The organism is Streptomyces sp. NPDC049627, assembly GCF_044465645.1.
Taxonomy (GTDB): domain Bacteria; phylum Actinomycetota; class Actinomycetes; order Streptomycetales; family Streptomycetaceae; genus Streptomyces.
Map to the genome: position 1 here is coordinate 419,466 of NZ_JBITLW010000002.1, position 14,429 is coordinate 433,894.

A 14,429-nucleotide genomic window follows, 5' to 3' on the forward strand; every position below is an offset into this window, starting at 1 on the left:
GAGCACCCTGTTCGGCTCGTCGGTCACCTCATCCGCGTCGCACCCCCTGGTGGAGCGTGAGGTCGACGAGCAGGGCGCGGTGGTCGGTGCCGGGCAGGTCGAGAAAGCGGGCGGCGCGGGTGGAGAAGTCCGGCGAGAGGAGCACGTGGTCGATCTGTACGCCGAACGCCGGCGCCGTGCGGGCCGGCCAGCTGGGCGTGCGGTCGTGGCCGGCGAGCCGGGCGGCGTCGCGCAGGCCGGTGTCGAGGATGCGGCGGAAGGCGGCGTGGTCCTGGGAGGCGTTGAAGTCGCCGGCGAGGACGAGGGGTGTCCGGCCGGCCTCGGCCGCGAAGTCGTGCAGCGTGTCGAGTTCCCGGCGCCACAGGTCGGTCCGGCCGGGCAGCGGCGGCATGGGGTGCGCGAGCTGCAGCCGTACGGGGTGCCCGCGTACGTCGGCGACGGCGCCGGGCATGGCCATGGTGCCGGGGACGCCGTCGGCGGCGGTGAGGGGAAAGCGGCTGAGGACGACGGAGCCCGCCGAGCCGTCGGCCACCTGGGCCGCCCGGTGCGGATAGCCGGCGCCGAGGGCCTGCCTGAGCGTGGCGTCGCAGGTGTGCTCGCACTCCTGGACGAACACGATGTCCGGTTTCTCCCTGCGGACGGCGGCGACGAGCGCCTCGGCCGCCTGTCCGAACTCGATGTTCGAGGTCAGCACCCGGAAGGAGGCGGCCGGAGGGCCGTCCGGTCGGCCGGTCTTTCCGTACGGCTCGATGAACCAGGCCAGCAGGCCGAACAGTACGACGGCCCACACCACGCCGGTCCACCAGCGCGACAGCAGCGCCAGCAGCAGCCCGAGGCCGGCGGGCACGAGCAGCCACGGCAGGAAGGCGAGGGCCTGCGGGACCGGGGTGATGCCGTCGGTGTCGGCGACACGACAGCCGACGACCACGCTGACGCCCAGCAACAGCAGGCCGGCCGACCAGGTGGCGGGCCCCCGCCGACGCCGCCGTCCCGGCATGCCGTCCGGGGAAGCCGTCCACTCGGCAGCCGCAGTCTCCAAGTCCCGGCCTTCCGCTCGCGGATGGGATGTCCGGATTCTCCCTCAAAGACGGGGGCTGTGGGGCGAGGGTTGCGTGGCAGCCGGACTGTGCCTGTGGCTCCTGGGCCGGGTACGGGTCAGCCGTCGACGCGGGCCAGGAACGCGCCCAGTGCCTCGTTGAACTCCTCCGGCCGCTCCAGGTTCGGCATGTGCGCCGCCCCGTCGATCACGCACAGGGTCGAGTCCGGGAGCGCGGCGTGCATCGCCTGCGCGTCGGAGACGGGGGTGTAGGCGTCGTCCGCGCCCACGACCACCAGCGCCGGGACCGTGACGCGGGTCAGCAGGTCGCGGTAGTCGGGGCGTTCGGCGCGGCCGCGCAGGGCCGCCGCGGCCCCCTCGGGCGGTGCCGCCGTCATCATGCGGTGCACGTGGGCCTTGACCTCGGCGTCCGCGTACGGCGCGACCATCTTCTCCAGCACCTCGTCGGCGTATCCGCGCATGCCCTCGCGCAGCAGCCGGTCCGCCATGGCGCCCCGCGCCTGCTTGCCCTCGGCCGTCTCCGCCGCCGGGAAGGTGTCCGCGAGGACCAGCCCCCGGATGCGGCCGGGGAAGCGGTCGTAGCACTCCATGACGATCTGGCCGCCCATCGACAGGCCCGCCAGCACGCACGTCTCCACCTTCAGATCGTCCAGCAGGGCCTCGATGTCCCGGGCGAAGTCGGAGAGGAGGGTGATGCCGGGGACGACGGGGGAGGCGCCGTAGCCGCGCAGGTCGGGGGCGACGACCCGGCGGGCGGCGGAGAACGCCTCGGTCTGCGGGGACCACATCGTGCGGTCGAAGGGGTGGCCGTGGACGAGGACGAGGGGGACGGGGGAAGGGACGGAGACAAGGGAGGCCGAAGGAGTCTCGGGGCCTTTGTCCTCGTATGCGAGATACGGGCTCATGTGGACGACCCTAGATCGGCTCAACTCCTCGGTGCAATAAGATCTTTGCCCTCGGTGCAATGTCAGGGGGAGAGCACGTGAACGACTACCGGCAGCTCGCCGACCGGATAGCCGACGACATCACCGCCGGACGGCTCAGGCCCGGCGAACGGCTGCCGCCGCAGCGGGTGTTCGCGCGGCGGCGCGGGATCGCCGGGTCGACGGCGGGGCGGGTGTACGCCGAACTCGTCCGGCGGGGACTGGTCGTCGGCGAGGTGGGCCGCGGCACCTTCGTGCGGGCCGCCCCGGCGGGAACCGGGCGGGCGCTCGTCGAGGCGGCCGAGGCCGCGGCCGGGACCGCGGCGGTGGTCAACCTGGAGCTGAACTACCCTTCCGCGCCGGGCCAGTCGGAGCTCCTCGCCGCCACCTTCGCCCCGCTCCTGCGCCCCGACGTCCTGACCGAGGCGCTGCGCCCCGCCCCCGCCCTCGGCACCGCCCCCGCCAGGGAAGCCGCCGCGTCCCTCCTCGCCACCCCCGGCTGGCACCCCACCCCCGACCGGGTCGTCTTCACCGGCAACGCCCGCCAGGCCATCGCCGCCACCCTCGCCTCCCTCGTCCGGCCCGGCGGGCGGCTCGGTGTCGAGCCGCTGACATATCCCCTGGTCAAGGAGATCGCCGCCCGGCTCGGCATCACCCTGGTCGCGCTGGCGGCGGACGAGGGCGGGGTGCGTCCGGAGTCCGTCGCGGCCGTCCACCGCGGTGCTCCGCTGTCCGCCCTGTACCTCCAGCCGACGCTGCACAATCCCACCTCCCTCACGATGAGCGGCGAGCGGCTCCGCCACCTCGCCGCCACCGTCCGTGCCCTGGACATCCCCGTCGTCGAGGACCGCATCTGGTCCTTCCTCGCCGACCCGCCGCCCGACCCCCTCGCCGCCCACGCACCCGGCCTCACCCATGTCGTCGACAGCCTCTCCAAGCGCGTCGCCCCCGGGCTCACCGTCGGCTTCGTGGTCGCGCCCGCGGAACGGGTCGAGGCGCTCGCGGCGGCCGTGCGGTCCGGCGGGTGGAGCGCCGGGCGGTTCGCGGTGGAGGCGGCCGTGCGGTGGATCGGGGACGGGACGGTGCGGCGGCTCGTCGCCGCCAAGCGGGCGGACGCGGCGCACCGGCAGCGGATCGTCGGCAAGGAACTGCGCGGATTCGTCGTACGGTCCGATCCGCGCGCCCTGTTCGCCTGGTGGGAGCTGCCCGCGCCGTGGCGCGCGGACACCTTCACGGCCGCCGCGGCCGCCCACGGCATCGCCCTCACCCCCGGCCCCGCCTTCGCGGTCGACCCCAAGCGCACCCCGGACGCCGTCAGACTCGGCCTCGCGTCGGCTCCGGAGCGGGATCTGCGGCGGGCGCTGCGGGTGTTGGCCGGGGTTGTGGGGGGTGCTTTGTGAGGGGTGGGCGGGTGGGTCTTGGCTTTGTCGGGGGGCGGGGATCGTGTGCCGGACGCCGTCAGACTCGGGCTCGCGACAGCCGCGGAGGGGAGTCCGCGGCGGGCGTTGGCCGGTGTTGTGCCAGGGGCTTTGCGAGGGGGGTGGGTGGTAGGGGCTTGGTTTGGCCGGGGGTGGGGGTCGTGTGCCGGACTGCGGTCAGATTCGGGCCCGGGTCGGGTGGGGAGGCGGGTCTGTGGCGGGCGCTGCGGGTGTTGGCCGGGGTTGTGGGGGGTGCTTTGTGAGTGGGCGGGCGGTGGGGGCTTGGTTTGGCCGGGGGCGGGGGTCGTGTGCCGGATGCCGTCAGGTTCGGGCTCGGGTCGGGTGGGGAGGTGGGTCCGCGGCAGGCGCTGCGGGCGGTCGTCGGCGTTGGGCGAGTGACCCCGTGAGCCGGCAGACCAGGGCCGTCGTCAGGCCGAGGGCGATCAGCAGCCAGGACACCGTGCGCAGGGTCTGGGTCAGGGCGTCGTAGACCGCCCCCGCGGCCGGGCGGTGGGCCGCCTCGGTCAGGTCGGCCAGTGTGAGCCGGCGGCCGACCGCCAGCGCGAGCAGCAGGAACGCGCCGCCGAGGGCCGTGCCCAGCGCCGTCGCCGTGAGCGCGCGGCGGCGGCAGGCGGCGACCGCGATGCCGGTCGCGGCCAGGACGACGGCCGAGACGGGCAGCCAGAAACCGGCGACTTCCAGCACGTCGTACCCCTTCCTGAGCCGGTTCAGCTCAGCGGCCGGCAGCACGGCGACCTCGGTGTGCTCGACCGGGATGTGCTGCGCCAACGGCACGTGGTCCGCGGCGAGCCGGCGTTTGACCTGGGCGGTGACCGGGGCGAGGTCGACGGTGACCGTGCGGTTGCGCCCGTCCTGCAGGGCGCTCAGCACGGCGTCGTGGACCGCCCGGTTGCCCGCCTCCCACGCCGTGCGGAAGGCCTCGGTCCGGGTGAACGAGCGGACCGCGTCGTGCACGAAGGGCCGCACGGTGCCGTCCTCGTCGCGGGTGGCGAGCTCGTCGCCGAGCCGCGGGGCGACCTCCTGCACGAGCCCCGCCCCGACGGTGTCCGCCACCGCGCCCTGCACGGCCGGATCCGCGGCGAGCGGCGCCATCGCGGTGACGTAGCGGCCGGTGTCGGCGAGCCCGTACGTCACCCAGGCCGCCAGCGCGCCGCACGGCACGAGGAGGCACGACAGGGCGATCAGCGCTGCCGAGAGGGCGTTCCGCACAGGCGCGGGCACACGGGTGGGCACCTTCTCAGGCAAAGGGCACGGGGGCGGGAGTGCCAGTGGTGTGCCTGCAGACGGCCGCACGGTTCCGCTCTCCGGTGGAGGGTTCACCCGAACGGGTGTCTCATGGATCAGAGAGACCAACCCGTGGGTGGATGAAGGGGAACGGGTCGGCCCCGGCGCCATAAGCGGCCGGGGCCGATCCGTGCGTGCGTCAGGTCACCTCACCCGGTGTCCGTCATCGGATACGGCGGCCTTGGGCGTCCTCGTGCGTGTAGTAGCGGTAGAACAGCACGACGAACACGACCGCGCCGATCACCAGCCCCATGGCCGAGGACTTGAGGGCGGTGTTGCCGCTCTGGCTGTACAGGAACCCGAACGCGCCGCCCAGGAAGGCGCCCCACATGATCGCGTGCACCTCGCGGATCGTGCGGGAGGCGATCTCGCGCACGGCGACGTACAGCACCATGAACGCGGCCGCGGTGACGAAGCCGAAGAGCAGGTTCCAGCCGGTGATCTCGCCGCCGGAGCGCCGGTTCGCCGCGGCCCAATAGCCGTAGACGAGGCCGAGGACGATCGGCGTGGCGACGCTCGCGATGCGGTGCGTCCGCAGACTGAACACGTCGGGCAGGCCGCTCGGGCCGGTCGCCGCCGTCCTTGACGTCCGGCCGCCGGACGCCGGTGCCGCATGAGCCATGAGAGCACTCCTCTCTCCTCGCCCCGCATTCAAGGGCACACCCGGGGCGGTTCACTGGCAACCCGGGTACCCGGATGCGGCCGAACCCACGGCGTGCTTCGCTGAAGCCCATGAGGGCCGTAAGCCACGGTGGAGCCGGCCCGCAGGGCGCCGCGTTGCTGCGCGTGCGCGGCCGCAGTGTCGCCTGGGTGCCGCCGCTGCTGCTGCTCGCCGGCATCGTGCTGGTCGACTTCAAAACCAGCAGCGACTTCCGGATCCTGTCCTGGATCGTGCTGGTGCCCGGTATCGCCGCCGCGATCTGCGGGGTGTGGGGGACGGCCGTGTTCGCGGTGCTCGCGCCCGCCACGTACGTCGCCGCGGACGCCGTCCTGCCGCACGAGTACCAGGCCGGCCTGCCCGACCTCTGCCTCGCCGGCATCGGCGGCGTCCTCGCCACGCTGGCCTGCGTGATCCGGGTGCGCGGCGAGCGGCACAGGCTGCACATGCAGGACGTCACGGAGACCATCCGCCGTACCGTGCTGCGCCCGCTGCCGCCGGGATGGGGCGGCCTCGACCACGCGGCGGTGTATCTCGCCGCCGACAGCGAGGCCCGGGTCGGCGGCGACTTCTACGACATCCAGACCGGCATGCACGGCACCCGCGTCATCCTCGGCGACGTCCAGGGGAAGGGGCTCGGGGCGGTGGAGGCGGCGGCCGCGCTGCTCGGCACGTTCCGGGAGGCCGCCTATCACGAGGCCGATCTGACGGCGGTCGCCGTGCGGCTGGAGGTGCGGATGCAGCGGCACATCCGGATGCGCACGGCTCTCGGCAGGGAGGAGGGCGACCGGTTCGCCACGGCGGTCCTGCTGGGCTTCCCCGACGGGCAGCAGGGCGTGCTGGACGCCGTCGTCCTCGGCCACGACGCCCCGCTCGTCGTCGGCCCCGAGGGCGTACGGCTCCTGCCGCCCGAGCACGGCCTTCCCCTCGGCCTCGGCGAACTCGCCCCCGGCGACGGTCCGCCGCCGGTGCTGCGCGTGTCCGTCGCGCCCGACGAGACGCTGCTGCTGACCACCGACGGGGTGACCGAGGCCCGGGACGGCACCGGCGCCTTCTACCCGCTCGCGGCCGAGGTCGCCGCGGCCGTCGCCGCCGACCCCGGCCTCGTACGTCCCGCGCGGCTGGTCGCCTTCGTCCGGGAGCGCACGCTGCGGCACTGCGGCGGGCGGCTGGCCGACGACACGACGGTGTTCGCGGTGCGGCGGAGAGCCGGAGTGGGGAAGGGCGTGGGGGACGGAGGGGGGAAAGGCGTGGGGAATGGGGACGGAACCGGGCGCGGCCAGTCCTGAGATCCCGCTTCTCAGCCGCAGCGGTTACGGTGCTGCCGTACGTGATCGACGGGGGATGGGGAGGGACCGATGCCCGGAACCGTGCTGCTGCTGGCCGCCGCCCCGGCGGGCAAGGGCTGTCTGGTGGACGCCGCCTCCGTGCTCCCCGTCCTCGCCGCCGTCCCGCCCACGGTGCTGTCCGGCACGGACACGGCGAACGTCGTGGAGCTGGCCGACCCCCTGGAGCCGCAGGCCGTCCTCACCCGCCTGCGCGCCGCCGCGGCGGTGCCCGCGCCGCTCACCGTGTTCGTCACCGGGCAGCTCCACCTGGACCGCCGCCAGCACCTGCCGCACCTCGCGCTGGCCCGCACGACCCCGCAAACGGTCCGCTACACCGCCTTCCCCTGGCACTGGTTCCGTGAGGAACTGCGCCTGCGCGCACCGGGCTCGACGACCCTCCTCCTCGACCTGCACGCCGATGCCGAGACCTGGCAGTGGCTGCGCGCCAACCCCCTCGACTCGGGGCGCAACCACGCGGTCTACGGCCGCATCGCCCCGCCGCCGAGCCGCCGCACGCTGGCGGGGCCGGCGTACATGAAGGCCGTCGCCACCCTTCTCCGCAGCGGCCACCGCCCACCCCTCGACCAACTCCACCAGCAGGCCCTGTCCCGCCTCTCCCCCGAGGGCGGCCCCGGCACCGACATCGTCCTGACGGCCCAGAGCCCCGCCCAGATCCCCCCGCACATCGTCGCCCGGCCCCCCGTACAACTCCGCCCGCACAGCACGGCACAGATCCCACCCCACCCCCTCGCCCCGACCCAGGAGGCGGCCGCCGCCCAGCTCCTGCCGCCGCCGAGCCCCATGCCGACTCCGGCGCACGTTTCGGCACAGCAGCCCCCGGAAGGTCCGGCGCCGGTCACGGGGCACGGTTCTGCGCAGGGACCGCTTCAGCGGTCGCCCGAGGGCTCTGCGCCCACTCCGGCGGTGGCGGCTGCGCAGGTTCTGCCGCCGCACTCTCCGGAGGCCCCCGCGCCTACCCCGGCACAGGTTTCCGCGTCGGCCCCGGCGGGGGTTGCCGCCCGGGTCCTGCCGCCGGAGAGCCCCACGCCTACCCCGGGAAAGGCTCCCGCACAGGCTCTCGCGCAGGTGCTGACGCAGCAGCCCGAACAGAGCACCGCACAGCCTCCTGCACAGAGCCCGGCACCAAGCCCCTCGTCGGAGTCGGCACCAAGCCTTGCGCCGAGTCCCGCGCAGGGCCTGTCGTCGGAGTCGGCACAAAGCCTTGCGCCGAGTCCCGCGCAGGGCCTGTCGTCGGAGCCCGCACAAAGCCTCGCGCCGCCCTCCGGACACAGCCCCACGGCGCGCCTCGCGCAGAGCATCCCCCCGATGCCCGCGCACAGCCCCACGCTCACCCCGGCCCAGCTCCCCGCACCGAGCCCGGCGCAGCGCACCGCGCCAACCCCCGCGTCGGACCCCGCACGAAACCTCACGTCGGAGCCCGCACGAAGCCCCGCGTCGAGCCCCGCGCTTACCCCCGCATCGAACCTCCCACAACCGCCCACGCAACCCCCCACGCAACCCCCCACCCAATCCCCCTCCCCCTCCCCCACCGACCCCCACGCCGTCATCGCCGCAGCCGCCGGAGCCGGGCGGCTCGGGGAGGCCGAGGCGTTGGCTGTTCATCATGAGCAGGTTGCTCTGCGGGCGCATGGGCCCGCGTCGGAGGAGGCGTTGCACTGGATCGAGGTGCGGGCGGATCTGGCGATGATGGCGGGGGACGCGGTGCGCAGTTGCCGGACCTGGCTGACGGTCGCCTCGGCGCGGCTGTCCGCGGGGCAGGCGCCGGACGCGCCCGCGGTGGAGGCCGCGGTGGACCGGGCTCATCACCAGTGGGGGCAGATCAAGGACGCCGTACCCGCACGTGAACTCGGCCCCGTGCTCGCGGAGCTACGGGGCCGAGTGCCGGGACGGCGGCGGGGCGCTCTGGAGAACGTCCTTCAGCAGTTGCGGCAGTTGCAGGTCAGCGGGTGAAGATGAAGTACTTCCAGGTGCCGTACGTCGTCGTGTTGACGTTGTCGCCCGACTTCGTGTCGATGTAGGACGAGCGGAGCCGGAAGCGGGTGCCGGTGGGCGGCGTGCCGTCGAGGACGACCGAGTCCTTGCCGTAGGAGTCGAGCGCGAAGTACTCGGTGTCCGTGGTGTGCCAGGCGCCGTCGTAGTAGGCCTGGACCTGGAACTGGTACTTGCGGCCCGGGTACGGCGTCATCGTGGTGTTGTAGACCGGGTCCTTGGACTGGCGGAAGTAGTAGTACGTCGCGTTCCAGGCGGTCGCCGTCTTGTAGTAGCCGCTCAGCGACGCCGAGATCTTCACCTTCGTGTAGACGGTGTTCGTCACCGTCTTCGCCGCATACCGCGTGTCACCCGTGAACTTCGCGCTGACCTTGGTGTCCCGGGTGAGATGGACGGTCGCCGACAGATTGCCGTTCGAGTCGACCGTGCCCTTCTTCACCAGCGCGTTCGGCTTGTCCGAGCCGTACGGGTCGGCCCAGATCTCCACCGTGCGGTTCTTGTACGTGGTGCCGAGGTGCGCGGTGAACGTGACGTCGCTGCCGTAGCCGTACGTCTTGAGGTTGTTGTTCAGCGTCAGCGTGGTCGCCGTCTTGGCGACGCTCACCGAGCCGGAGGCCGTGGCACCCGCGTGGTCGGCGTCGCCCGCGTACGCCACGGTGTACTTGACCGTTCCGCCGGCCGGCGGGGCGTCGGTGAAGGAGTACGAGCCGTCCGCGGCGACCGTGGCCGTGCCGAGCGCCTTGCCGCTCGGGGACTCGGCGTCGGTGCGGGTCACGGAGACCGTGGTGCCCGCGGGGAACGCCGCCGTGGAGCTCAGCGTGCCGGTGAGGGTGAGGGGCTGGGCACGGGTCGCCGTGGTGGGGGCGTTCACCGTGAGGGTGGTGGCCACCTTCGTCGGGTCGTCGTAGACGTGCAGCGCGAAGGCGTCGCCGCCGGTGCGGGACACCGCGAACAGCCTGCTCGTGTCCGGCGCCCAGGCGAGGCCGCGCGCGGCGAGCTGGTCGTTTCCGAGGTTGTACTCCTTCAGCGCGAGCGAGGTGCCCGGCTTGAAGAGGTGGATGTCCGGCTCGTCCGTGGAGCTGGTGCCCGCCGCGACGTCGCCGTTCGGGGCGATGTCCACCGCGTTCGGGTACGGATTGGTGGTGTACGCGCCGTCCTTGGACAGGTCCGTGAGCTTGTAGACGGCCTGGTAGTACGGGGCGCCGCTGGCCGTGACGACGTCCTTGCCGTCGGGAGTGACGGCCATGTCCATGAGGTTGCCGCCGCCCGTGCTGCCGGGGTCGAAGGCGTGCGCGGTCTCGCTCGGCGTGCCCGAGGTGACGTCGTAGACCGCGAGGACGACCGGGCTCTGGCCGGGGGCGCCCGCGACGAGCGTGCCCGGGGCGCCGGCGGAGGTCTCCAGGATCGGGGCGGAGTACCAGGCGTTGGTGGGGGCCTGGTTCAGGGTGACGACCGGGTCGGTGCCGCTCAGGTCGAGCGAGCCGATCTGGCCCTGGGCGGCGCCGCCGTAGCCGAACCAGATCTTGCCGCCGGTCTCGGCGAGGTACTGCGGGTCGGCGGTGCCGGTGGAGTAGCGGTGGGCCTCGGTCGCGGTCGCCGTGTCGATGGCGACGATCGCGTCGGCGTTGCCCACGGCCGCGTACACGGTGCCGGAGTCGGGCGACAGCTCCAGGCCGCGCACGCCGGGCAGCGAGCCGACGGTGCCGACGACCGCGCCCGCGTAGTCGGTGACGACGACCTGGCCGGCGGTGGGGTCGCTGATGAAGACCCGCTGGTGGACGCCGTCGACGACGATGTCGCCGGTCGACTTCAGGGGCAGGGTGGTGCTGGAGTCGGCCGCTGCCGACCCGGCGCCGGTCGCGACCAGGGCGACCGAGCTGAACAGGACCGCGAGCGCTGTCGCGGCGGGGAGAGTGCGTCTGCGCACGGTGATTTCGAACCCCCCGGAACGAAAAAGTGAGGGGCGGCCGCGGCAGAAGAGGACACGCGTGCCGCCGTGAGTGATCGAAGGCTAAGTCATGGCGCTGACAGCCGGGTGAAAGGGTGCGTAAGAGACGGGTGAGAGACAAAGGGAAGCCCCGGCGGGACAGGGGGGAGTGTCCCGCCGGGGAGGCCCGGTGCCGGTCTGTGCGTCAGAACGCGGGGATCTCGCCGGGGCGGGCCTTGTTGATGTTGCTGACGAGGTTGTTGGTCAGGGGGAAGTTGGCCCTGCCCCACTGGGAGTTCCACAGGGCGTCGCGCGGCGCCTGGGGCATCTGCTCCATGGTGACCAGGGCCGGGGTGTCCCAGTGGTTGCCCGGGCCCCAGGCCTCCGTGTCCTCGCCCCACTTGGCGAAGCGGAAGGCGTGCGTGCTCGCGCCGTCCTTGTGGTAGACGATCTTGACGTGGTTGCCGTCCATCGGCACCTCGTTGATCGGGTGGGTGCTGTAGCCGCCGTGCCGGGAGGCGGCCAGGTAACGGGGGCGCTCCTCACCCTGCTTCTGGAAGACCACGACGGACTCCCAGTCGTGGCGGTGCCCGAAGGCGTCGGCGCCGTTGAGCGTCTGGTCCTTCTCGAAGTAGAGCGCGTAGACGTAGGCGCACCAGCCGTTCCTGCACAGGGACTGGGAGTACGTGTTGGCTCTGCCGAGGTGGCCGTCCCGGCACTGGCCGGTGATCGAGCCGCTGGGCTTGAGGCCACCGTTGAGGTTGCCGCCCGCGTCCACCGCCGCCGCGGGGAAGCAGCCGTCCGTGTCGTAGTCGAACAGCGGCATGTACTTGTTCTGGAAGGTGCTCGCGTTCCACGGCAGCGGGTTCAGGACGCCCGCGCTGGCGCTGCCCGTCAGACCGACGGTCAGGGCGGCGGCGCTGCCCAGGACGAGGGCGGTCTGGGCGAGACGGGACCGTCGGCGGGGCTTGGCTGTCTTCGGCATGTGGGGTGCTCCAGTGGTTCGCTCGGTTCGTTCTGCCGGGAGTCCGGCGGGACGAGACCGAGCCTGGAGCGCGGGGAATTGATCGGCGGCATGTTCTGAACAGGGCGATCAATCGTCCTGGGCGTTTCGGGGGGATGTTCCTCGTGGCGTCAACACCCGTTCCTCTCGCGCCGTTCGCCGTTCACCTCACACTCGAACCAGACGGTCTTGCCGGGCCGGTCGGCCGAGGGGACCCACCCCCACCGGTCCGTGACGGCCTCGACGATCGCCACCCCGCGCCCGCCCTCGGCGAGTTCGGAGAGCTCGGAGAGTTCGTCCACAGCTGTGGACAACGGCGGGCGCGGGCTCTCGTCGGTGACCTCGACGCGAACTCCCCGCCCCTCCGGCAGCCGCAGGAACAGCACCGTGCCACGCCGGTCCGGACAGTGGCGTACGACGTTGGCGATCAACTCAGTGAGTGCGAGGGACGCCGAGTCGTACAGGTCGTCCATCTCCCAGGCGGTGAGGTACAGGCGGAAGATGCGGCGCAGGTGCCGGGCGGAGTGCTCACCGAGGGTGAAGGCGGTGCCGTACCGGGTGCCAAGTCCTTCGACGTGAGAGGCAGTTACGCGATTCATGCCGCCAGAGTGGAGTCATGTGATTACGCTCGGCTACAGATCGAAGCGAACGCCGCGCCGCGTTCTGACCTGGGGGTGACCGCCGCATGCCCAACATCCGCAAACTCGACCCCACCGCCTCGCCGCTGGACTACTTCGGCTCCGAGCTCCGCCGGTACCGGGAGTCGGCGGGGATGTCCCAGCAGGAGCTGGGCGACTGCATCTTCTGCACCGGCTCCCTGGTGGGCCAGATCGAGACCGCCCACAAGGTGCCGACCAGGGAGTTCGCGGAGCGGGCGGATGCGGCACTGTTGACGGACGGGTGCTTTTCGCGGCTCGTCGGGCTGGTGTTGCGAAGCCAACTGCCGACGTGGTTTCAGCCGTTCGCCGATATGGAAGCGAAGGCGACGTACATCTCCACGTACCAGTGCCAGCTGGTGTACGGGCTGTTGCAGACGGAGGAGTACGCCCGTGCTGTGCTGGCCACGGGTCGGCCGGACAAGCTCGAAGAACTGGTCGCCGCCCGCATGGAACGCCAGCGCATTCTCAAGCGCGAGCACCCGCCCCTGACGTTGGTGGTACTCGACGAGGCGGTGCTGCACCGCCCGGTCGGTGGCCCGGAGGTCATGCGGAAGCAACTCCACCACCTGTTGGGTCTCCAGGACGAGCGCTGGATCCGCCTCCAGGTGCTGCCTTTCGGGGTGGGCGGACACGCGAGCCTGGATGGCTCGTTCACTCTGCTCCGCTTCGACGGCGATCCGGACGTCATCTACACCGAGGACCTGATCTCGGGCCACATGACCGCCAACCCGGACACTATCCGCGACGCCGCCCTTCGTTACGCTGACTTGCAGGGAGCCGCCTTGTCCATGGAGGATTCGGCGGAACTGATCAAGGGCGTACTGGAGGAGCGTTATGGGCAGCACACCGGATCTGACCAACGTCCCCTGGCGTAAGTCCAGTTACAGCGGAAGCACGGGGGGCGAGTGCGTCGAATGCGCCCCCCTCGGCGGCGCCGCCTGGCGCAAGTCGTCGTACAGCGGCAGCAGCGGCGGCGACTGCGTCGAGGTCGCCCCCCTCACCCCCCACATCGCCGTCCGCGACTCCAAGAACCCCGAGGTCGGCACCCTCACCCTCTCGCCGGAGGCGTACGTCGCCTTCGTGCGCCACGTCGGGCGCTGACGAGCGCGAGGCCCCCACGGGGATCACGCCGTGGGGGCCCGGTGCCGCTTCGCGGCCTGTGCGTCAGCCGTTCTTGGGGACGTACTTACCGAGGGCGATCAGCAGGCAGTACGCGGCGAACGTCTTGGGGTCGTTCAGGAAGATCTTGACCCACTCACCCGTCTTCCTGTTGAAGGACCAGATCCACAGGGCGGACGAGGACGGCTCGCTCTGCTGGGTGCTCATCTGCTTGTTGAAGCGCTCGCTCAACGTGCCCCAGCTGTTCTCCATTTCCACGAGCTGCCAGGGCAGGCGGGACTCCTGCAAGTTCGGATCCAGAACGGAGACGAGGCGGAAGAAGTCGGCGATCGGGCGGAAGCGGGACCCCTCCGCGAGGGCCTGGGCCATCATCAGGAACGCTCGCGCCTGGTCGCGCGTGTCGCCCGCCTTCAGGAGGGAGTGCACCGCGTTGCTCAGGCCCGACGAGCTGTACGTGACGTCGTAGCGCGTGGTCCCGCCCTTCTGCTCCAGGTCCCCGTAGTCCTCCTTGAACGGCGCTTCCACGCTGTTGCTGGACGAGGCCTGGCTTGCGTCGGCGTAGTGATACCGGCCGTCGTTCGCCCACCAGCCCATCAGGTACATGTCCGAGGCGCGCATCCGCACGCGTACGTAGGCGTCGCTGTACGCGTCCTCGACGTCGATGTCGACGTACGTCTCCCTCGCGGCCGTGTCCGTGTGCATGACCTGGAATCCGGCGCCCGGCACCGTGGGGTCCTCGCTGTTCACCGCGTTGCGGATCGCCTTGACGACCTGGACGTAGCTCGTGGGGCTGTTCGGGTCGCTGTCGCCGATCTTCCACGTGATGTGGCCGTCGGCGGCGTTCGCGCTCGACAGCACGCCGAGCGGCCCGAGCAGGGTGGCGAAGATCGACAGCACCAGGGTGGTGACGACCGAGCCGACAGTGACCTTGCGGGTGCGTTGCCGCGGCGCCGCGGCCGGCTGTTCGTGTGCTTCCCGTTCGGGAAGCGTCGGGAGCGTGGTCTCGTCGGTATGGGACATGC

General features: G+C 72.2%; 12 protein-coding genes and 1 pseudogene. 5 read left to right on the top strand and 8 right to left on the bottom strand.

All coding sequences use genetic code 11. The annotated features are described in order from the left end of the window. Window positions 1-28 precede the first annotated feature (28 nt). Both ACIBU0_RS06855 and ACIBU0_RS06860 read right to left on the bottom strand, forming a co-directional pair. Window positions 29-997, bottom strand: coding sequence for an endonuclease/exonuclease/phosphatase family protein (locus ACIBU0_RS06855; protein ID WP_398813981.1), 969 nt, complete (start codon window positions 995-997; stop codon window positions 29-31). A gap of 158 nt (window positions 998-1,155) precedes the next feature. Then, window positions 1,156-1,962: an alpha/beta fold hydrolase gene (locus ACIBU0_RS06860; protein ID WP_398812728.1), complete on the bottom strand. Its 807-nt coding sequence runs from the start codon at window positions 1,960-1,962 to the stop codon at window positions 1,156-1,158. Between the two features lie 77 nt (window positions 1,963-2,039). On the opposite strand from ACIBU0_RS06860, the gene ACIBU0_RS06865 reads away from it, so the two are divergent. Next, entirely contained in the window at window positions 2,040-3,380 is a 1,341-nt protein-coding gene (locus ACIBU0_RS06865) for a PLP-dependent aminotransferase family protein (RefSeq protein ID WP_398812731.1), read from the top strand. A gap of 339 nt (window positions 3,381-3,719) precedes the next feature. On the opposite strand, the gene ACIBU0_RS06870 is transcribed toward ACIBU0_RS06865, so the two are convergent. Further along, entirely contained in the window at window positions 3,720-4,640 is a 921-nt protein-coding gene (locus ACIBU0_RS06870) for a hypothetical protein (RefSeq protein ID WP_398812733.1), read from the bottom strand. 226 nt (window positions 4,641-4,866) lie between these two features. Then, complete coding sequence (locus tag ACIBU0_RS06875; RefSeq protein WP_398812736.1) at window positions 4,867-5,325, bottom strand: hypothetical protein; 459 nt, start codon at window positions 5,323-5,325, stop codon at window positions 4,867-4,869. A gap of 110 nt (window positions 5,326-5,435) precedes the next feature. Between ACIBU0_RS06875 and ACIBU0_RS06880 the strand changes: the two genes are divergently transcribed. Beyond that, complete coding sequence (locus tag ACIBU0_RS06880; RefSeq protein WP_398812739.1) at window positions 5,436-6,650, top strand: PP2C family protein-serine/threonine phosphatase; 1,215 nt, start codon at window positions 5,436-5,438, stop codon at window positions 6,648-6,650. Window positions 6,651-6,719: 69 nt separating this feature from the next. Then, a pseudogene (locus ACIBU0_RS06885) lies at window positions 6,720-7,356 on the top strand (hypothetical protein); the annotation flags it as partial. A gap of 1,293 nt (window positions 7,357-8,649) precedes the next feature. Here ACIBU0_RS06885 and ACIBU0_RS06890 read toward each other — a convergent pair. The 3 genes from ACIBU0_RS06890 to ACIBU0_RS06900 form a co-directional block, all read right to left on the bottom strand. Then, a complete protein-coding gene (locus ACIBU0_RS06890) occupies window positions 8,650-10,626 on the bottom strand; it encodes an Ig-like domain repeat protein (RefSeq protein WP_398812742.1) in 1,977 nt (658 codons plus the stop codon). A 205-nt stretch (window positions 10,627-10,831) separates the two neighbouring features. Further along, entirely contained in the window at window positions 10,832-11,611 is a 780-nt protein-coding gene (locus ACIBU0_RS06895) for an NPP1 family protein (RefSeq protein WP_398812745.1), read from the bottom strand. A gap of 149 nt (window positions 11,612-11,760) precedes the next feature. Next, window positions 11,761-12,228 (bottom strand): ATP-binding protein, encoded by a 468-nt coding sequence (locus ACIBU0_RS06900; protein WP_398812748.1) that lies wholly within the window; start codon window positions 12,226-12,228, stop codon window positions 11,761-11,763. Between the two features lie 86 nt (window positions 12,229-12,314). On the opposite strand from ACIBU0_RS06900, the gene ACIBU0_RS06905 reads away from it, so the two are divergent. Next, window positions 12,315-13,163, top strand: a complete 849-nt coding sequence (locus ACIBU0_RS06905) for a Scr1 family TA system antitoxin-like transcriptional regulator (RefSeq protein WP_398812751.1) — start codon at window positions 12,315-12,317, stop codon at window positions 13,161-13,163. Then, a complete protein-coding gene (locus ACIBU0_RS06910; protein ID WP_398812754.1) occupies window positions 13,123-13,389 on the top strand; it encodes a DUF397 domain-containing protein in 267 nt (88 codons plus the stop codon). Before ACIBU0_RS06905 ends, ACIBU0_RS06910 begins: the two co-directional genes overlap by 41 nt. Window positions 13,390-13,452: 63 nt before the next feature. Here the strand turns inward: ACIBU0_RS06910 and ACIBU0_RS06915 are convergent, their stop codons facing one another. Continuing rightward, window positions 13,453-14,427 (bottom strand): ribosome-inactivating family protein, encoded by a 975-nt coding sequence (locus ACIBU0_RS06915; protein ID WP_398812757.1) that lies wholly within the window; start codon window positions 14,425-14,427, stop codon window positions 13,453-13,455. Window positions 14,428-14,429: the final 2 nt, after the last annotated feature.